Source organism: Streptosporangium sp. NPDC048886 (assembly GCF_055586905.1).
Genome location: NZ_JBVJHH010000034.1, coordinates 45,832 through 62,972 on the forward strand (window position 1 = coordinate 45,832; position 17,141 = coordinate 62,972).

Annotated in this window: 18 protein-coding genes and 3 tRNA genes; 8 read left to right on the forward strand and 13 right to left on the reverse strand. The window is 71.3% G+C overall.

What is annotated here, in order from left to right; genetic code table 11:
• Positions 1 to 36 precede the first annotated feature (36 nt).
• The gene (locus ACZ6R6_RS34295) at positions 37 to 690 is read right to left on the reverse strand and encodes an O-methyltransferase (RefSeq protein ID WP_470100447.1); all 654 of its coding nucleotides are present in this window, start codon (positions 688 to 690) and stop codon (positions 37 to 39) included.
• Between the two features lie 278 nt (positions 691 to 968).
• Here ACZ6R6_RS34295 and cimA point away from each other — a divergent pair, with 278 nt between their 5' ends.
• Positions 969 to 2,546: a citramalate synthase gene (cimA, locus tag ACZ6R6_RS34300; RefSeq protein WP_470100448.1), complete on the forward strand. Its 1,578-nt coding sequence runs from the start codon at positions 969 to 971 to the stop codon at positions 2,544 to 2,546.
• Between the two features lie 183 nt (positions 2,547 to 2,729).
• Here cimA and ACZ6R6_RS34305 read toward each other — a convergent pair whose 3' ends face one another.
• From ACZ6R6_RS34305 to ACZ6R6_RS34315, 3 genes are all read right to left on the reverse strand, one after another.
• Complete coding sequence (locus ACZ6R6_RS34305) at positions 2,730 to 4,415, reverse strand: heparinase II/III domain-containing protein (RefSeq protein WP_470100450.1); 1,686 nt, start codon at positions 4,413 to 4,415, stop codon at positions 2,730 to 2,732.
• A gap of 274 nt (positions 4,416 to 4,689) precedes the next feature.
• On the reverse strand, positions 4,690 to 5,298 hold the full coding sequence (locus ACZ6R6_RS34310) for a cysteine hydrolase family protein (protein ID WP_470100452.1): 609 nt from the start codon (positions 5,296 to 5,298) through the stop codon (positions 4,690 to 4,692).
• A gap of 65 nt (positions 5,299 to 5,363) precedes the next feature.
• On the reverse strand, positions 5,364 to 6,374 hold the full coding sequence (locus ACZ6R6_RS34315) for a helix-turn-helix domain-containing protein (RefSeq protein ID WP_470100454.1): 1,011 nt from the start codon (positions 6,372 to 6,374) through the stop codon (positions 5,364 to 5,366).
• Between the two features lie 71 nt (positions 6,375 to 6,445).
• On the opposite strand from ACZ6R6_RS34315, the gene ACZ6R6_RS34320 reads away from it, so the two are divergent.
• Positions 6,446 to 7,042: an HD domain-containing protein gene (locus tag ACZ6R6_RS34320; RefSeq protein ID WP_470100456.1), complete on the forward strand. Its 597-nt coding sequence runs from the start codon at positions 6,446 to 6,448 to the stop codon at positions 7,040 to 7,042.
• Positions 7,043 to 7,133: 91 nt separating this feature from the next.
• Here ACZ6R6_RS34320 and ACZ6R6_RS34325 read toward each other — a convergent pair whose 3' ends face one another.
• From ACZ6R6_RS34325 to ACZ6R6_RS34355, 7 genes are all read right to left on the reverse strand, one after another.
• Entirely contained in the window at positions 7,134 to 7,514 is a 381-nt protein-coding gene (locus tag ACZ6R6_RS34325) for an antibiotic biosynthesis monooxygenase family protein (protein WP_470100458.1), read from the reverse strand.
• 76 nt (positions 7,515 to 7,590) lie between these two features.
• A complete protein-coding gene (locus ACZ6R6_RS34330; RefSeq protein WP_470100460.1) occupies positions 7,591 to 8,178 on the reverse strand; it encodes an alkaline shock response membrane anchor protein AmaP in 588 nt (195 codons plus the stop codon).
• Positions 8,179 to 8,183: 5 nt separating this feature from the next.
• Positions 8,184 to 8,864, reverse strand: coding sequence for a DUF6286 domain-containing protein (locus ACZ6R6_RS34335; protein ID WP_470100462.1), 681 nt, complete (start codon positions 8,862 to 8,864; stop codon positions 8,184 to 8,186).
• A complete protein-coding gene (locus ACZ6R6_RS34340) occupies positions 8,861 to 9,334 on the reverse strand; it encodes an Asp23/Gls24 family envelope stress response protein (protein WP_470100464.1) in 474 nt (157 codons plus the stop codon). Before ACZ6R6_RS34340 ends, ACZ6R6_RS34335 begins: the two co-directional genes overlap by 4 nt.
• Positions 9,331 to 9,519: a hypothetical protein gene (locus ACZ6R6_RS34345; protein ID WP_470100466.1), complete on the reverse strand. Its 189-nt coding sequence runs from the start codon at positions 9,517 to 9,519 to the stop codon at positions 9,331 to 9,333. Before ACZ6R6_RS34345 ends, ACZ6R6_RS34340 begins: the two co-directional genes overlap by 4 nt.
• Positions 9,516 to 9,782: an Asp23/Gls24 family envelope stress response protein gene (locus ACZ6R6_RS34350; protein WP_306864984.1), complete on the reverse strand. Its 267-nt coding sequence runs from the start codon at positions 9,780 to 9,782 to the stop codon at positions 9,516 to 9,518. The genes ACZ6R6_RS34345 and ACZ6R6_RS34350 overlap by 4 nt, the downstream gene beginning before the upstream one ends.
• On the reverse strand, positions 9,779 to 10,189 hold the full coding sequence (locus ACZ6R6_RS34355; RefSeq protein ID WP_470100584.1) for an Asp23/Gls24 family envelope stress response protein: 411 nt from the start codon (positions 10,187 to 10,189) through the stop codon (positions 9,779 to 9,781). Before ACZ6R6_RS34355 ends, ACZ6R6_RS34350 begins: the two co-directional genes overlap by 4 nt.
• A gap of 368 nt (positions 10,190 to 10,557) precedes the next feature.
• Here ACZ6R6_RS34355 and ACZ6R6_RS34360 point away from each other — a divergent pair, with 368 nt between their 5' ends.
• Complete coding sequence (locus tag ACZ6R6_RS34360; protein ID WP_306864987.1) at positions 10,558 to 11,334, forward strand: fumarylacetoacetate hydrolase family protein; 777 nt, start codon at positions 10,558 to 10,560, stop codon at positions 11,332 to 11,334.
• 28 nt (positions 11,335 to 11,362) lie between these two features.
• Complete coding sequence (gltX, locus tag ACZ6R6_RS34365) at positions 11,363 to 12,694, forward strand: glutamate--tRNA ligase (RefSeq protein WP_306875548.1); 1,332 nt, start codon at positions 11,363 to 11,365, stop codon at positions 12,692 to 12,694.
• Here the strand turns inward: gltX and ACZ6R6_RS34370 are convergent.
• On the reverse strand, positions 12,588 to 13,961 hold the full coding sequence (locus ACZ6R6_RS34370; protein ID WP_470100469.1) for an MATE family efflux transporter: 1,374 nt from the start codon (positions 13,959 to 13,961) through the stop codon (positions 12,588 to 12,590). The two genes, gltX and ACZ6R6_RS34370, sit on opposite strands and share 107 nt — an antisense overlap.
• Before the next feature lie 54 nt (positions 13,962 to 14,015).
• Between ACZ6R6_RS34370 and ACZ6R6_RS34375 the strand changes: the two genes are divergently transcribed.
• Positions 14,016 to 14,552: a PadR family transcriptional regulator gene (locus ACZ6R6_RS34375; RefSeq protein WP_470100471.1), complete on the forward strand. Its 537-nt coding sequence runs from the start codon at positions 14,016 to 14,018 to the stop codon at positions 14,550 to 14,552.
• A 46-nt stretch (positions 14,553 to 14,598) separates the two neighbouring features.
• On the opposite strand, the gene ACZ6R6_RS34380 is transcribed toward ACZ6R6_RS34375, so the two are convergent.
• Positions 14,599 to 16,578, reverse strand: coding sequence for a M3 family metallopeptidase (locus ACZ6R6_RS34380; protein ID WP_470100473.1), 1,980 nt, complete (start codon positions 16,576 to 16,578; stop codon positions 14,599 to 14,601).
• A gap of 174 nt (positions 16,579 to 16,752) precedes the next feature.
• On the opposite strand from ACZ6R6_RS34380, the gene ACZ6R6_RS34385 reads away from it, so the two are divergent.
• From ACZ6R6_RS34385 to ACZ6R6_RS34395, 3 genes are all read left to right on the forward strand, one after another.
• Positions 16,753 to 16,824: transfer RNA gene (locus ACZ6R6_RS34385), tRNA-Gln, on the forward strand.
• 63 nt (positions 16,825 to 16,887) lie between these two features.
• Positions 16,888 to 16,963, forward strand: a tRNA-Glu gene (locus ACZ6R6_RS34390).
• 15 nt (positions 16,964 to 16,978) lie between these two features.
• A tRNA-Glu gene (locus tag ACZ6R6_RS34395) sits at positions 16,979 to 17,051 on the forward strand.
• Positions 17,052 to 17,141: the final 90 nt, after the last annotated feature.

Below are 17,141 nucleotides of genomic sequence, written 5' to 3' on the forward strand. Positions count from 1 at the left end.
AAGTTCGCGCCCGTCCGGGATTCGGGGAACTCCTCGTCAGTGCTTTCGAATCATGGTGAGCCCGTCGGCGATGGGGAGCATCAGCGAGGTCACCCGGTCGTCGGCCATGACCATGTCGTTGAACTCGCGGATGGCCCGGGTGTCGTCGTCGTCGGCGGTGGGGTCGGCGACCCGCCCGCTCCACAGGGTGTTGTCGGCGAGGATCAGGCCGCCCGGGGCGAGGCGGGACAGCAGGATCTCGTAGTAGACGGGGTAGCCGGCCTTGTCGGCGTCGATGAACGCCAGGTCCACGCTCTGCCCGCCGGGCAGCTCCTCCAGGCGCTCGGCGGCCGGGCCGATCCTCAGCTCCACCCGGTCGGCGACCCCGGCCTTGTCCCAGTAGCGCTGGGCGATCGCCGTCCACTCCTCGCTGAGGTCGAAGCAGGTCAACCTGCCGCCCGGCGCCAGGCCCCGGGCCAGGCAGATGGACGAGTAGCCGGTGAAGGTGCCCACCTCCACCACGTTCCCGGCGCGGCTGAGCTGGGTGATCATGGTGAGGAACGGCCCCTGGTCGGGGGAGAGCTGCATGACCGCGCTGTCGCCGGTGGCCTCGCGGGTCTCCACGGCGAGCGCGTCGAGCACATCGTCGGGCCGGGTGGTGTGCGCGAGCAGATACTGCCCGACGGCAGGGTCGAGATAAGTCGCCTTCATGGGGCCATTGTCGCCACCGGCGGCCGGTTCGCGGCTGAGGTCCGAGCCCGTGTCGGCGGACCGTATATCTCGGATCGTGAGATCGATGTGTCAAATGGTGTCAGCGTGTGGCAGACTCCAGAGCATCATGTTCTACGGTCTGCTCATTATCGGCAGGCGCGCTGGCTGAAAAGGGACACCGCCAGCGCGCAGACCTCTCACGTCCGTGAGGGGTTTTTTTGTTTTTCGAAGCCGGATGAGCGCGCGGCGAATCATCGAACCCCGCGAAGGAGACTGACATGGCCGACGACCGCTTCCACGTGTACGACACCACACTCCGTGACGGCGCCCAGCAGGAGGGCCTCAACCTCACGGTGGTCGACAAGCTGGCCATCGCCCGCCACTTGGACGGTCTGGGCGTCGGCTTCATCGAAGGGGGCTGGCCGGGCGCCAACCCCAAGGACACAGAGTTCTTCAGGCGGGCTCAAACAGAGCTCGACCTGAAGCACGCGCAGCTCGCCGCGTTCGGTGCGACCCGCCGAGCCGGTGTGAAGGCAGCCGACGACCCGTTGGTGGCCGCCCTGCGCGAATCCGGCGCGCCGGTCGTGACCCTTGTCGCCAAGAGTCACGACCGGCACGTGGAGCTGGCCCTCCGTACGACTCTCCAGGAGAACCTCGCGATGATCCGCGACACGGTCTCTCACCTTCGTGCGGAGGGACAGCGGGTCTTCCTCGACGCCGAGCACTTCTTCGACGGCTACGCGTCCAATCCAGCCTACGCGCTGGAGGTCCTGCGCACCGCCGCCGAGGCGGGGGCCTCGGTCATCGCCCTGTGCGACACCAACGGCGGCATGCTCCCCGACGAACTCGCCGAGGTCGTGCACGCGGCCGTGCAGACCTCCGCGCGGATCGGCATCCACTGCCACGACGACACCGGCTGCGCGGTGGCCAACACCCTGGCCGCGGTGCGGGCGGGCGCCACCCACGTGCAGGGCTGCGCCAACGGCTACGGCGAGCGCTCCGGCAACGCCAACCTGTTCACCGTCGTGGCCAACCTCCAGCTCAAGCGGGGCTTCGACCTCGTCCCGCAGGAGTCGCTGGCCGACATGACCCGGATCGCGCACGCGATCACCGAGGTCACCAACGTCACCCCGAACTCCCACGCCCCCTACGTGGGCGTCTCCGCCTTCGCGCACAAGGCGGGGCTGCACGCCAGCGCCATCAAGGTGGACCCCAACCTCTACCAGCACATCGATCCGGCCCAGGTCGGCAACGACATGCGCATGCTCGTCTCCGACATGGCCGGCCGCGCCTCCGTCGAGCTCAAGGGCCGCGAGCTGGGCTACGAGCTGTCGCCGGAGACCTCGCGCGACCTGGTGGAGCGGGTCAAGGACATGGAGTCCAAGGGCTACACCTTCGAGGCCGCCGACGCCTCCTTCGAGCTGCTGCTGCGCGACACCGTGGCGGGCGAGCGCCGACGCCACTTCACGGTGGAGTCCTGGCGGGTGATCGTCGAGCGGACCCGCGGCGGCGAGCTGGTCAGCGAGGCCACGGTCAAGCTGCACACCAAGGGCGAGCGCATCGTCGCCACCGGCGAGGGCAACGGCCCGGTCAACGCCCTGGACAGGGCCGTGCGGCTGGGGCTGGAGAAGCTCTACCCCGAGCTGGCCGAGGTCGAGCTGATCGACTTCAAGGTGCGGATCCTGGAGGGCACCCACGGCACCGACGCGATAACGCGCGTGCTCATCACCTCCAGCGACGCGACCGGCGAGTGGGCCACCGTCGGAGTCGACGAGAACATCATCGAGGCGTCCTGGCAGGCCCTTGAGCAGGCCGTCACCTACGGCCTGGTCCGGGCCGGCCACGCCGCGGACTGATCCGGGCCCCGCGGGGGCACGGCCCGGGCCGGCGTCCCCACGGGGCGGGCTCGGCCGTACCCCGGCGGGGCGGGCCGGCCGTACCCCGCGGGACAGGTCTGCGCCGGGCAGGTGCCGTGCGGGGCCGGGACGGCCCGGCCCCGCCTCGGGCTCCGCCGGGCCCGGGGCCCGGCGGAGCGGCGCTCAGGAGAGGTCGGCGCCGCTGACCTTGAAGCTGACCGAGCCCTCGGACGTCTTCAGGCTCACCTTGCCGCCGGAGCAGGAGAGTGAGGGCTTGTCGGTGCCCGGCACCACGACGGTGAGCAGCGCGCCCGCGGAGGCGGGGGAGACGACCGCCGGGGCGGCCTGCTTCTGCAGGTAGGCGGGGGAGACCCAGCCCTGGTAGGGGTTCGTCCGGCCGCGGACCACCTGCAGCCCGCTCACCGGCTCGCAGGACGGCATCGACACCTGGACCAGCGTCGCCTTCCAGCCGCTCTTGTCCTTCAACACGACCCGGCCGCCGGTGTCCGAGACGGTGGACAGCCCGGGGGCGAAGTGCCAGAGGTTGCGGACCCGGGAGCCCTTGGGGACCGTGTCCAGCACGGCCATCACGTCGTCTCCGTGGTTGACCAGCACCGAGCGGGTCCTGGGCACGCCGTAGGCCCTGTCGGTCAGCCGGTAGCTCTGCCGGTCCTCCCCGATCGAGGACCTGCTCAGGGTGGTGGCGGTCCTGCCCCGGAACCGGGCGCCGACGACGGACGGCGTGTTGTGCGCCTCCGGGGACATCGTCCAGCGGCGGTAGCCGCTGTTCTCGTAGGAGTGGAAGCCGACGTCGACCAGGACGTCACGGCCCTGGGCGTAGTAGGTCACGCCGAGGTGGTCCTCGTGGCCGTGATACTTCAGGCCGGGACCGAAGCGGATGGAGTAGAACGCCGACTCGGGCTTGTCCCAGGCGGTGCGCCCGTAGACGTAGCCGTTGCCGAACACCCGCACGGTCTTCTTCGAGTGGTCGTACCCGACCGGCCGCACATCCGCGCCGCCGTCCCCGATCGGGACCATGAACCCGTTGGGCTGGGTCGAGTGGGAGATGAAGTCCTCCAGCGACTCCCAGCGCCGGGTGATCTCGGCGGGCACCTTCCGGCCGCACTCCCTGATCCCGTCCATCGCGACCTTGAGGCGCTCGTGGACGTAGATCGCGTAGCGCGGGGCCTGCTCGCGCAGCGCCCCCTGGGAGTCGACGTCCAGCTTCACCGTCTCGGTCAGCCGCCTGACGGCCAGACCGGACCACGCGCGGTTGCCGTAGCGGCAGCCGATGCCCAGCAGCGCGATGTCCTGGTCGATGCCGTGGTTGTGGCCCTTCTCGTACAGGCTCGGGTCGGACAGCACCTTGGCGTGCTCGGCCAGGCTCCTGGTCAGCCAGGACGCGCTGACGTGCTTGCTGAGGCAGACCAGCGCGGGGGCGCGCAGCGCGATCGGATGCTCCTGCCAGGCGTACGGGCTGGCCTTGGCGCCGCCCCGGCGGGGGTTGTCCGCCACCCAGTCCTTGGCGATCTCCGTGGCGCGGGTCAGATAGGCCGTCTGCCCGGTCGTCTCGTAGTCGGCGACCAGGCGGCCCATCCAGCGCAGCGAGTGGAAGACCATGCTCCACGAGCGGTTGCGGTAGGGGTCGGTGCGCCAGTTGACGTCCTTGCCCACCTTCACCGGGGACAGGTTCAGGAACTCCAGCTCGCCGCTCATGATGTCCGGCGCCGTCGGGGTCGCCGGTAACCAGTCGCCCTGGCACTCGCTCGTGCGTTTGACCTTGTCCGAGGCCTCCGCTGTGCCGGCCACCACGCCGCAGGTCATGAGAAGGGCGAGGGAGAGAGTGAGTGCTTTGGTGCGGCGGCGCACGCCAGTTCCTTCCAGGCCAGACGAAGAGGGCGGATCATGCTGACCGAATCCCACCAAACCGGTCAAGCTGGGTGAGCCTCTTCCGGTACATCGTTAGCAACTAGATGCGAGCCCGGCGTTTAAGGCGCCTTCGACGGCGACGCCTGTCTGTCCGCGACGCTGTGCGTCGCGGCTCGGGCGCCGGTGGCCGGTGGCTTCCCTCACTTCTCAGGGCGCGCCCTCGCGGGCTCCCTCGCTCCTCGGTCCAGCCACCGGCGCACCCTCGCGGGTACGGTCACTCCGCTGCGGCCCGGGTGCTGGCCCAGATGCTCGGGCGGGGCAGGGAGGTGCCGGACTTGACCGCGTCGGCCCATTCGGCGGTGGTGGCCACCGAGGCGAAGTTGGAGCCCATCACCACCAGCACGTTGTTGTGCAGCTCCTCGGCCGTCACGCGGCCGGCCCGGTTCGACAGGGCGAGCGTGCCGGTCGCGTCCGACAGGAACTCCACGGCCATGCCCCGGTGGAAGGCGTCGCGGGCGGTCGACTCGTCGCAGTTCTGGGTCATGTATCCGGCGACGGTCAGCGTGTCGACCCCCTGGGCGTCCAGCCACCCGGCCAGGTCGGTCTTGGCGAAGGACGAGGCCATCGTCTTGTCCATCAGGTGGTCGTACGGCCTGCGCGCCACCTCCTCGTGCAGCTCCCAGGAGTGGCCGCCGGTGGCGAACAGCGGGGACTCGGCGGGTGCGGAGTGCCTGACCACGATCACCGGGACGCCGTGCTCGCGCGCGGTGTCCATGGCGGTGAGGATGTTGGCCAGGCTCTCCTCGCGCGGAGGGTAGGCGATGGGCAGGTTGCCGGTGAAATATTCGTTCTGGACGTCGATGACGATCAGTGCTCGCTTCATGTCCCTAAGCATGGCCGGGCGGGCCGTGCCGGAGTGATAGCCCTTCCGGCCATCCACCGCGACGATCAGGCCAGTCCGCGGGCGGCCGGTCGCTCCTCCGCGGGCGCCGCCGCGCCCGCCGTGCCGGGGTCGCCGAAGGTCTCCCGGTAGGCGGTGGGGGAGACCCCGACCTGGCGGCGGAAGTGGGGCCGCAGGGCCACCGCCGAGGCGAACCCCACGCTGCGGGCCACCCGCTCGACCGGCTCCCGCGTCGTCTCCAGCAGCCGCTGGGCGTGCAGGATCCGCTGGTGCAGCAGCCACTGGGTGGGCGTGGTCCCGGTGACCTGGCGGAAGCGCCGGTCGAAGGTGCGGCGGCTCATCAGGGCGCGGGCGGACAGCGCGTCCACGGTGAGCTCCTGGTCCAGATGGCGCAGGGCCCAGTCGAGGGTCTCGCCGAGCGGGTCGCCGTCGGAGGGCGGCGGCACCGGGTGGTCGATGTACTGTGCCTGGCCGCCGGCCCGGTGCGGCGGCACCACCAGGCTCCGGGCGATGTCGTTGGCCGTCCGCGAGCCGTACGTCCGGCGGACGAGGTGCAGGCAGAGGTCGATGCCGCCCGCGCTGCCCGCGGAGGTCAGGATGTCGCCCTCGTCCACGTAGAGCACATCGGGCTCGACCCGGATCCGCGGATGGGCCGAGGCGAGCAGCGGGGCGTAGCGCCAGTGCGTGGTGGCCGTGCGCCCGTCCAGCAGGCCGGCGGCGGCCAGGACGAACGTGCCGAGGCAGAGGCCGACCACCGTCGCCCCGCGCCCGTGGGCCCGGCGCAGCGCCTCCAGCGCCTCCTGCGCCGGCGGACGGCCGAGCGGGCGCCGCCAGGTCGGCACGATCACCAGATCCGCCTCGTCCACGGCCTCCAGGCCGTGGGGCGCGGCCAGGGCGATGCCGATGTCGGAGCGGACCGGACCGCCCTCGGCGGACACCGCGCGCACGTCGAACTCCGGCAGCGAGACCCGCCGCTCCCCGAAGACCGCGATCGGCACCGACGCCTCGAACAGCGGTATCTCGTCGAACAGCAGCACCGCGACCGTCCTGAACCCCATGGCGCGATCCTATCGACAGTTGGCTTCCCGGCCACTCACGGGCCGTGCCCGCGGCGGCGCAGGATGGACCCATGAGATTCGCCGACATCGTGATCCCCGACACCTCCGCCACCCGCGGCGCGCTGGAGGTCGCCACCGCCTACTGCTCGCCGGCCCTGCTGAACCACTCGGTGCGGGCCTACCTGTGGGCGGCGGCCTACGCGGCGATGAACGACATCGCCTTCGACGCCGAGCTGCTGTACGTCTCGTCGATGCTGCACGACATCGGACTGGTCAAGGAGTTCGACAGCCACACCGTGCCGTTCGAGGAGGCCGGCGGGCACCTCGCGTGGGTCTTCGGCGCCGGGGCCGGGTGGCCCGTCGAGCGGCGGGTGCGCGCCTCCGAGGTGATCGTGCGGCACATGTGGGACAAGGTGGATGTCTCCCAGGACCCCGAGGGCCACCTGCTGGAGCTGTCGACCGCGCTGGACGTCTCCGGCCGCCGGCCGGAGGACTTCCCGGCCGAGCTCCGGGCCGAGGTGCTGGAGCGCTACCCGCGGCTGGGGCTCGGCGAGGAGTTCATCGCGTGCTTCAGGGACCAGGCCGCGCGCAAGCCGGACAGCCTGGCCGGCGTGTTCGTCCGCGGCGGCGTCGCCGACCGCATCCGGGCGAACGTGCTGGACCGCTGACGCCCGCCCTGTCCAGGCCGGCCGTCACCCCCTCGCGCCGAGCGCCGTGGAGACGGCGGCGCCCCGGGCGGGCCGGGGGCGGATCACCCGGTCAGGAGCCGTCCTTGGGACCGGTGCTCTGCACCACCTCGAACGACCAGAGCGTGGCCGCGGTCGCGGCCGGACCCTGGCCGTGGCCGTGGCCCTGAGCCTGGGCCTCGGCATGGCCGTGACCCTGCGCGCCCGGGGCCGCGGCGGCCTGGGCGTGACCCCGCTGGAAGGCCTGGCTCTCCGTCCACCGGGTGAAGTCCTCCTCGGACCTCCAGCGGGTGTAGACGAGGTACTGCTCGGTGCCCTCCACCGGGCGGAGCAGTTCGAACCACTCGAAGCCGTCGGCCGACTCCACGATCCCGGCCCGCCCGGAGAAGCGGCGTTCGAGCTCCTCGCGCTGCTCGGCGGGGACGGTCAGCACATTGATCTTGACAACGCTCATGAAACCATCCTGCCCCACCGGCCGGAGCCGCACCGTGAGCGCCGCCGGAAAGACTTCCGGGGAGGGCGCCGTCCGGTCAGGCGACGGTCCTGCGGGCCCGTGGCGGTTCCTCCAGGCTCACCTGGGCGACGGCCGGGATGTGCTCGGTCTCCAGCGCCTGGCGCATGCGCGGGACGGCCACCCCGTCCAACTGCTCGCGGATCGCGCTCATCGGGAGGTTCTCGTCGGCCACCACGCGCAGCCGTACCGCCGGGTTCGCCTGCGTGCCGACCATGGTGGCGCTGGCGCCGAGGATCGCGGGGTGGGCGCTGACGTCGGCGGCCAGCGCGTCGGACACGCTGCCGGCGTCGATGTCGGTGACCCCCCCGGGGCCGCCGGCCAGGCGGATGTCGCCCAGCCTGGTGTGCCGGCCCTGGACCAGCAGCCAGCGCAGGCCGAGGAGGGCGAGCACGGTCCCGCCGGCGGCGAGCGCCCACCACGGCCACGGGCCGTCGCGGGTGAACGCCTCGCGCACCGGGGCGCCGAGGAGCGGCTCGTGGGCGGGCGCCAAGGACCGCGGGAGCGCGCCCGCGCCGCGGGCGACCGCGAGGCCGCCGAGGGCCGTCAGCAGCAGCCCCATGATGAGCAGTCCCAGCCGGTTGCCCCTCGCGGTCTTCCTGTCCATGGCGGTCACTTTCCTCGCAGGTTCACGCGTACGGCGTAGTCGTCGACCGGGGAGAGCGCGGTGATCCGCTCGGTGACGGCCAGCCGTACGGCCTCCGCCAGCCCGGTGACGTCCCACATGTGACTGTCCACCGTCACCTGCGCGGTCCGGCCGCGCAGTCTCACATGGGCGCGATCGATCCCCTGCACCCGCCGGGCCGCGTGGGCCAGGGCGCGGGTGAAGCCGTGGCGCCGCACGCCGATGATCAGGTCGGGGTCGCCGGTCCGTGCGGGGATGAGCCTGGGCTGTCCGGGCACGAGCGCGAGCAGCACCAGCAGCAGCCCCAGCGCGGTGACCACGCTCGCCCCCGCCATCACCCGCGGGTCGTTCCACGGCGTCGAGGACGCCCAGCTCAGCATCCTGTCGTAGGGCACCCAGCGCACCGGGCGGCCGAGGAGCGCGGAGACCGTCTCCACCGCGACCAGGACGCCGATCACGGTCATCAGGGCCGCGGTGATCACCGCGGGGACCACCCGGCGCGGACGGAAGGCCCGGCTCGCCGCCCGGTCGGCCGCCCGGTTCCGCTGGATCCCGGCGGGCGGGGGCGGTGGGGCCTGTTCCGTGAGCTCCGCGCCGGGTGCGGCAGGTGGCCGCGGTGCGGGGCCCGGCCCGGAGGCGGGACCGGGCGCACCGGGGGTGGCCGTCACGGGCCGTCCTCCGGCAGGGGCGGCACCACGCCGGTCACGGCGATGTCGATGTGGCCGATGTGCAGGCCGGTCAGCAGGGCGACCCGGTCGGCGACGTGCCGCCGGACCGCCTCGGTGACCTGCCGGAGCGGCGCGGGGTAATCCACCGACACCTCCAGCCTCAGCACGGTGAGGTCCCCGTCCACGGTGGCGCGGGTGCGTCCGGTGAAGGTCAGCGGCCCCCGCTCGCGGACCTCGCGCACCCGCGCCACCTCCCCGGCCGCGCGGGCCGCGATGCGCGAGACCACCCGCTCCGGGATGTCCGTCCTGCCGCGCCGCTCGGCCGGTACGGCCGGCCGGACCCGCCGGGCCGGCGCGGCGGACCGGGCCGCGTCGCCGGGCGAGGTGCCGCCCGGCCGCTGCGCGGGGAGACCGCGCACGTCGGTGGGGGTCTCGGAGGGCGTGGCGCGGTGTCCGACCGGGGTGGTCATTGCCGCCTCATGCCCAGCCGGGACAGGTCGATCTCGCCGCTGTCGACGATGCGGCCGACGAGGAGTCCGACGGCGCCCAGGACGAGCACCAGGAGAAACGCGCCGAGACCACCGAAGGCCGCCGCGAAGCCCAGGGCGACGCCGACGAGCATGCCGACCATGCTCCACATGGGGAACTGGTTCATCGAATACCTCCGATATAGACGTTCACCGGACGGTCGCCCACCAGAGGGGCGAGCGCCGTCCGCACCTCTTGCGCGATCTCCGGGAGGGGCCGTCCCATCTGGACGACGATGGCGACCTCCACCTCGTGGTCGCGTACGGCGACGCCGGACACCCGCTCGCCAGGCAGGTAGGTCGCCACGGTCCCGAACGGGCCGCTCGACAGGTCGGCGACGTCGGGGCAGCGCCGTACGGCGTCGGCTATCTCGTGGGCGAGGTCGCTCACTGGACGCGCGGTCCCGGTTCGGCCTCCTCCGCCCTGCCCCTGTCGCCTTCCTTCTCCTGGCCGGGCATGTGGACGTCGTCGACCTTGATGTTGACCTCGGTCACCTCAAGGCCCGTCATGCGCTCGACAGCCGTGATCACGTTGCGGCGCACGGCGGCGGCGACGTCGGGGATGGCCACGCCGTACTCGACCACCAGGTCGAGGTCGACCGCCGCCTGCCGCTCGCCCACCTCGACCGACACGCCCTGTGTGACGCTCCTGTCGCCGCCCACCATGCCGCGGACCGCGCCGAGCGCCCGTGCGGTGCCGGCGCCCATGTCGTAGACGCCCGCGACCTCGCGGGCGGCCAGGCCCGCGATCTTCGCGACGACCCCGCTGTCGATGCTCGTGTTGCCCTTGGGGGTCATCAGATCCCCTCGGCCTCCAGGACTGTCGGTCCGGGCCCGCGGCACCGTGCTCTCGTCGCCCCTTGACGGCGTGCTCACCGGGTTGGCTTCGGTCACGTCGGTTCCTTCCCCCGGGGGAAGATCGAGTCTTCCCCGAAGTTGCTTACTGGGTTTAATACCCCCCATAAGAACAGCAACCAGGACATACCTTTTTCTGGAGTAATCATGGATATGTGCGAGAAGTCCGGTCAGTGGGGTGCGCTGAGGCTGACCCGCCCCAGGGTTCCCCGTGAAGGTGTGCGACGGCCTGCGCGCCGTACGGCGGACACGCCGCGGCCCGGCGCCGGGCGGCGGTCCGGCGGGACCCCGGGCCCGACTAGCCTTGTCGTGTGCGTATAGCGAGGTTCTCCACAGGTGAGGGTGTCGGATTCGGCGTGGTCGAGGGCGGGCCCGGCGAGGAGTTCGTCTCCGCGATCTCCGGCCATCCCTTCGGCCCGATCCAGTTCACCGGTGAGCGTCACTCGCTCTCGCAGGTCAAGCTGGTCGCGCCCATGCTGCCCAGCAAGGTCGTCGCGATCGGCAGAAACTACGCCGACCACGCCCGCGAGATGGGCGGCGACGTCCCCGACGAGCCGCTGGTCTTCCTGAAGCCGTCCACCTCGGTGATCGGTTCGGGGGAGGCCATCGCCTACCCGACGGGGCTGTCGCGGCGGGTCGACTTCGAGGGCGAGCTGGCGGTGGTCATCGGCAGGCTCTGCCGGGAGGTCCCCGCGGAGCGGGCCCACGAGGTCATCTTCGGCTACACCTGTGCCAACGACGTCACGGCCCGGGACCTGCAGAAGAAGGACGTCCAGTTCACCCGCGCCAAGGGCTTCGACACCTTCTGCCCGCTCGGCCCGTGGATCCAGACCGAGCTCGACCCGGGCGACCTGGGCATCACCACGACGGTGAACGGCGAGATCAAGCAGAGCTCGCGCACCTCCAAGCTCATGTACGACATCCCGACGCTGATCGCCCACGTGAGCGCGGTCATGACCCTGATCCCCGGCGACGTCATCCTCACCGGGACTCCCGAGGGGGTCGGTCCGCTGGACATCGGCGACGAGGTCAGCGTCGGCATCGAAGGAATCGGCACTCTCACCAACCGGGTGGTCTCCCGTGATTAGGGTTCGTTTCGCTCCCTCCCCCACCGGCATGTTCCACGTGGGCGGCGCCCGCTCGGCGCTGTTCAACTGGGCGCTGGCCGAGCAGTCCGGCGGCACGTTCGTGCTCCGCATCGAGGACACCGACGCCGCCCGCAACCGGCCCGAGTGGACCGAGGGCATCATCTCCGCGCTGGCGTGGATCGGCATCAACGGCGACAGCCCGTTCTTCGAGGGCCCCTACTTCCAGTCGGCCTACGAGGAGCAGCACCGCGAGGCGGTCGCCAAGCTGGTCGCCGGCGGCCGGGCCTACTTCTGCACCTGCACCCGCGACGAGGTGAAGGCCCGCACCGGCTCGGAGCACAAGGGCTACGACGGCTTCTGCCGTGACCGGGGCCTGGCCGAGGGCGCGGTCCGCTTCCGCACCCCCGACGACGGCGTCACCGTGGTCGAGGACCTGGTCCGCGGCACGGTCGAGTTCCCCAACAACGCGATGGAGGACTTCGTCGTCGCCCGCGCCGACGGCTCCCCGCTGTTCGTGCTGGCCAACGTGGTCGACGACATCGAGATGCGGATCAGCCACGTGGTCCGCGCCGAGGAGCACCTGTCCAACACGCCCAAGCAGCAGCTGCTCTGGGAGGCGCTCGGCGTCACCCCGCCCACCTGGGCGCACGTGCCGGTGATCGTCAACGAGAAGCGCCAGAAGCTGTCCAAGCGCCGCGACAAGGTCGCCCTGGAGTCCTACCGCGAGGAGGGCTACCTGGCCGAGGCCATGGTCAACTACCTGATGCTGCTCGGCTGGGGCCCGGGTGACGACCGGGAGATCATGCCCTGGTCGGAGATGGTGCCGCTGTTCAAGCTGTCGGACGTCAACCCGTCCCCGGCCTTCTTCGACGAGAAGAAGCTCCGCGCGTTCAACGGCGAATACATCCGGGCGCTGCCGCTGGCGACCTTCATCGCCCGCTGCGAGCCGTGGCTGGACCCGAGCTGGGACCGCGAGACCTTCGCCAAGGTCGCCGAGCTGGCCCAGACCCGCATCGCGGTCCTGTCCGAGATCACGGCGAACGTCGACTTCCTCTTCCTGGACGAGCCCGTCTTCGACCAGGCGTCGTGGGACAAGGCCATGAAGACCTCCGCCGCAGAGATCCTCACCGGCTACCTCGCCCGGCTGGAGAAGGTCAACATGGACCCCGAGTCGCTCAAGACCGCGCTGGAGGAGGTCGGGGCCGAGCACGGCCTCAAGCTCGGCAAGGCCCAGGCCCCGGTCCGGGTGGCCGTCACCGGCCGGACCGTCGGCCTGCCGCTGTTCGAGTCGGTCGAGGCGCTCGGCCGGGAGCGCTCGATGGACCGGATCCGCGCCGCCCTCGCCAGGCTCCAGGGCTGAGCCGCGGCAGCCGGACGGGGCCCGGGACCGGGGCGGCGGAGCCGTCCGGCCGGCCGGGCCCCGCGGTGAGCGTGAGGGCGAGCGAGAGCGCGGCTCCCGCCGCCATCGCCAGCCAGACGCCCGTGGGGCCGAGCGCGGCGCCCAGGGCGTAGGCGAGGGGGAGCTGGAGCGCGAGACCCGTCAGCGTGGCGGTGAGCAGCCTGCCGCCCCTCCCGCTCGCCTGGAGCACCCCGCCGACGGCGATCAGGCCGCCGAACGGGACGAGATAGAGCGTCATCCAGCGCAGGAAGCTCACGGCCCCGGCGGCCACCGCCGGATCGCCGGTGAACAGTCCCACCGCGGGCGCGGCGACGGCGTTGAGCGCGGCGGCGACGACCAGGCCCGCGGCCAGACCGTACCCGAGGGCGGGCCCCGCCGCGCCGGAGCGGGCCGTCTGGATCATGGCGGCCTGGCGGAGCGCGTAGAAGGCCATCGTCCCGGCCAGCATGATCTTCATCCCGATGCCGTAGCCCGCCAGCGCCACGACGCCGGACCCGCCGACCACCTCCACCAGGACCATGCCGGCCAGGGCCCGGGCCAGGAAGTCCCCGGACATGGGCAGGCCGGTGCGGACGATCTCCGCCGCGACCGTACGGTCCGCGCGGGCCGTACGGTCGCGGGGCGTCCGCCGCAGGAGAAGGGTCAGCGCGACGGCGAGGGTGACCGCCCGGGCCAGCACGGTCGCCGCTGCGGCCCCCTGGACGCCGAGGTTGAGGCCGTAGATGAACAGCGGGTCGAGGACGATCACCAGCGCGTTGCAGAGCAGGGCGGTGCGCATCGGGGTGGTGGTGTCGCCGCGCCCCTTGAAGATCCCGTCGGTCAGCGACTGGGCGAAGAAGATCGGGATCCCGGCCAGGGAGACCAGGTAGAAGTCGGCGGTCAGGGCGGCGGTCGCGGCGTCGCCGGTGAAGAGCCGGGCGAGCGGCTCGCGCAGCAGCACCCCGGGGACCGCCACCGCCAGGCTGGCCGCCGCCCAGAGCAGCCACGCCGTACGGATCACCGGCGTGACCGGCTCCCTGCCGTCCCGCCTGCCGACCAGGACGGTGGTCCCGGTCTGGACGGCGAGGATGACACCCAGGGCGAGGTGCTCGGTGGTGGTCGCGACCGTCACCGCGGCCACGGCCCGGCTGCCCAGGCCGGAGACCCAGAGCAGGTCGATCAGGCCGACCGCGACCACGGCGGTCAGCAGCTCCACGTAGACGGGCAGGGCAAGGCGGATCAGTTTCACGCAACACCTCGTTTCGAGCTATCTCGTTTAGAGGTATAGCGTTACGATGCTTCCATGGCAAGCGGCGACCTGACCCTGTCGATCCTGGGGTTCCTCGGCGAGGGGCCGATGCACGGCTACGAGCTCAAGGCCCGGATCCTCCAGCTCAGCGGCCATCTGCGGCCGGTCAGCGACGGGGCCCTCTATCCGGCGATCGCCCGGCTGGAGAAGGGCGGGCTCGTGGAGCGGCACGAGGAGGAGGGGGCGGGCGCGGCCCGCCGTCAGGTCCTCACCCTGACCGAGGCCGGGCGGGCGGAGCTGCTGCGGCGGCTGCGGGAGCCCGCCGACCTCGACATCAGCGACCAGACCCGCTTCTTCGGCCTGCTGACCTTCCTGGCCCAGCTGCCCGACCGCGCGGACCAGGCCGGGGTGCTCCGCCGCCGCCTCGCCTTCCTGCAGGCCCCCGCCAGCTTCTTCTACCGCGACGGCCGGCCGCTGCGGGCCGAGGAGGTCCCCGACCCGTTCCACCGCGGCATGCTGCTGATCGCCCGGGCCACCGGTGAGGCCGAGAAGCGGTGGCTCAGGGAGGCCGTCGCCGAGCTGGAGTCCTGACCGCCCGCCGGGGTGGAGGCGCCTCCGCCCCGGCGGGCGGCGGAGATCAGGTCAGCAGGCCACGGCGCTCCAGGAGGGGCTCGATGCGGGGGTCGCGGCCGCGGAAGTTGCGGAAGGCGGCCATCACGTCCATGGATCCGCCGACCGACAGCAGGGCGGACCGGAAGTGGTCGCCGTTGCCGCGCTTGAGGCCGTCGTTCTCCTTGAACCACTCGACGCTCTCGGCGTCCAGCACCTCGCTCCAGATGTAGGAGTAGTAGCCGGCGCTGTAGCCGCCCACGCCGCTGGAGAAGATGTGCGCGAAGTAGTTGGTCCGGTAGCGCGTGCGGACCAGGTCGAAGGCGATGCCCGCGCGCTCCAGGGCCGCGGCCTCGAACGCCTCGGCGTCCTCGACGGTCTCGCCGGGGGCGAGCTTGTGCCAGGCCCAGTCGAGCAGCGCCGCGGCGAGATACTCCACGGTCGCGAAGCCCTGGTTGAACTTCTCGGCGGCCTTCATCTTCTCCAGCAGCTCCGCCGGCACCGGCTCACCGGTCTCGTGGTGCCTGGCGAAGTTGGCGAGGACCGACGGCCAGGTCGCCCACATCTCGTTGACCTGGGAGGGATACTCCACGAAGTCGCGCGGCACCTCGGTGCCGGAGACCCGGGGGAAGCGGACGTCGGAGAACAGTCCGTGCAGGGCGTGGCCGAACTCGTGGAAGGCGGTGTTGACCTCGTCGAAGGTCAGCAGCGTCGGGCCCTCGGCGGGCTTGGTGATGTTGAGGTTGTTCATCACCACGGGCAGCTCGCCGAACAGGTGCGACTGGTCCACGAGGTTGTTCATCCACGCGCCGCCCCGCTTGGTGGGCCGGGCGTAGGGGTCGAACACGAACAGGCCGAGCTGTGAGCCGTCGGCGTTGAACACCTCGAAGATCCGCACGTCCGGGTGGTAGCCGGTCAGGTCGTCCCGGTCGGCGAAAGTGATCCCGTACAGCTCGCCGGCGGCGTGGAAGACGCCGTCCCGCAGCACCCGGTCCAGCTCGAAGTAGGGGCGCAGCTCGGAGCTGTCGAAGTCGTAGCGCGCCTTGCGCGCCTTCTCCGCGTAGAACGACCAGTCCCACGCCTCGATGGGGAAGCCGGCCTGCTCGCTCAGCAGCTCGGCCTCGCGGCGGGCGTTGGCCACCGCCGGGCCCACCAGCTTGCCGAGCATCTCCTCGACGGCGTCGGTGGTCTTGGCCGTCTGGTCGGCCACGGAGTAGGCGGCGTGGTTGGGGTAGCCCAGCAGGGCGGCCCGCTCGGCCCGGAGCGTCGCCAGCTTGACGGCCAGGTCGAAGTTCTCCGGCGCCCGGCTCACCGACAGCTCGTACAGCCTCCTGCGGGTCTGCCTGTCGGTCAGCTCGGCGAGGGCGGGCTGGTTGGTGAAGTTGAGCAGCGGCAGGACGTACTCGCCGTCCTTCTCGATCGCCTTGATCGCGCTCTCGGAGAGCCCGTCGAGCTCCTTGGCGTCCTTGACGACCAGCGCCGAGGCGGTGGAGGCCGTCAGCAGGTTCTGCGAGAAGGCGGTGGCGGTCCTGGTCAGCTCCTCGTTGAGCTCCTTGAGCCGCTCCTGCTCGGCCTCGGACAGGTCGGCGCCGGCCCGGACGAAGTCCTCGCGGTATTTCTCCAGCAGCCACGCCTCCTCCGGGTCCTCCGTGGTGACCTGCTTGATCCGTGCGTAGAGGGCGCGGTTGAGGTGGATGGCGTCGCTGTGCTTGGTCAGTTTGGGGAGAACCTCGGTCTCGATCTCCCGGATGCCGTCGGTCGTGTCGGAGGAGGCGATGCTCATGAAGACCGTCGCCGTCCGTTTCAGGATCTGGCCGGAGCGTTCCAGGGCCTCGACCGTGTTGGCGAAGGTCGCCGGGCCGGTGTCCCCGGCGATCGCCTCGACCTCCCGGAGCTGGTCGGCCATGCCGCGCTCGAAGGCGGGCAGGTAGTGCTCCTCCCGGATCCGGGTGAAGTCGGGCAGCTTGTAGGGCAGCGTGCTGGGGGAGAAGAACGGGTTCTCGGTCAAGGCGTGGTCTCCTCACATGCGGACAGATCTCCGAAATCAGCGTTACATAACGGACCCTCGGCTGCACTCCGCCGCCAGGGGGATCCTGCCGTCGCCAATCGTTTTGGCCTTGACCCCCAACCTGGGCTATTCTTTCGGAGTCGCCAGCGAGCCCCGCAAGGGGGTCAAACGCGGTGGGGTATGGTGTAATTGGCAACACGACTGATTCTGGTTCAGTTATTCTAGGTTCGAGTCCTGGTACCCCAGCTGCATCCCCTTCCAGGGGGATGCTTCAGATCCGGTCCCCCCGGATCTGACGACAGTGTGTAGGGTCCCGTCGTCTAGTGGCCCAGGACGCCGCCCTCTCAAGGCGGTAGCGCCGGTTCGAATCCGGTCGGGACTACCACTGTCATCTCTGCAAGGCTCCGTCGTCTAGTGGCCTAGGACGCCGCCCTCTCAAGGCGGTAGCGCCGGTTCGAATCCGGTCGGGGCTACATGGGTGAAACCCCCGGAAGCATCGGCTTCCGGGGGTTTTCTGTTTTCCGGCACGTGGGACAAGATTACCCCTTGATTGGATAGCTCTG

Coding starts and splice junctions, on each gene's coding strand:
- ACZ6R6_RS34295 (WP_470100447.1), bottom strand. CDS start 690: ATGAAGGCGACTTATCTCGACCCTGCCGTCGGGCAGTATCTGCTCGCG.
- cimA (WP_470100448.1), top strand. CDS start 969: ATGGCCGACGACCGCTTCCACGTGTACGACACCACACTCCGTGACGGC.
- ACZ6R6_RS34310 (WP_470100452.1), bottom strand. CDS start 5,298: ATGAAGCGAGCACTGATCGTCATCGACGTCCAGAACGAATATTTCACC.
- ACZ6R6_RS34315 (WP_470100454.1), bottom strand. CDS start 6,374: ATGGGGTTCAGGACGGTCGCGGTGCTGCTGTTCGACGAGATACCGCTG.
- ACZ6R6_RS34320 (WP_470100456.1), top strand. CDS start 6,446: ATGAGATTCGCCGACATCGTGATCCCCGACACCTCCGCCACCCGCGGC.
- ACZ6R6_RS34325 (WP_470100458.1), bottom strand. CDS start 7,514: ATGAGCGTTGTCAAGATCAATGTGCTGACCGTCCCCGCCGAGCAGCGC.
- ACZ6R6_RS34330 (WP_470100460.1), bottom strand. CDS start 8,178: ATGGACAGGAAGACCGCGAGGGGCAACCGGCTGGGACTGCTCATCATG.
- ACZ6R6_RS34340 (WP_470100464.1), bottom strand. CDS start 9,334: ATGACCACCCCGGTCGGACACCGCGCCACGCCCTCCGAGACCCCCACC.
- ACZ6R6_RS34345 (WP_470100466.1), bottom strand. CDS start 9,519: ATGAACCAGTTCCCCATGTGGAGCATGGTCGGCATGCTCGTCGGCGTC.
- ACZ6R6_RS34355 (WP_470100584.1), bottom strand. CDS start 10,189: ATGACCCCCAAGGGCAACACGAGCATCGACAGCGGGGTCGTCGCGAAG.
- gltX (WP_306875548.1), top strand. CDS start 11,363: ATGTTCCACGTGGGCGGCGCCCGCTCGGCGCTGTTCAACTGGGCGCTG.
- ACZ6R6_RS34375 (WP_470100471.1), top strand. CDS start 14,016: ATGGCAAGCGGCGACCTGACCCTGTCGATCCTGGGGTTCCTCGGCGAG.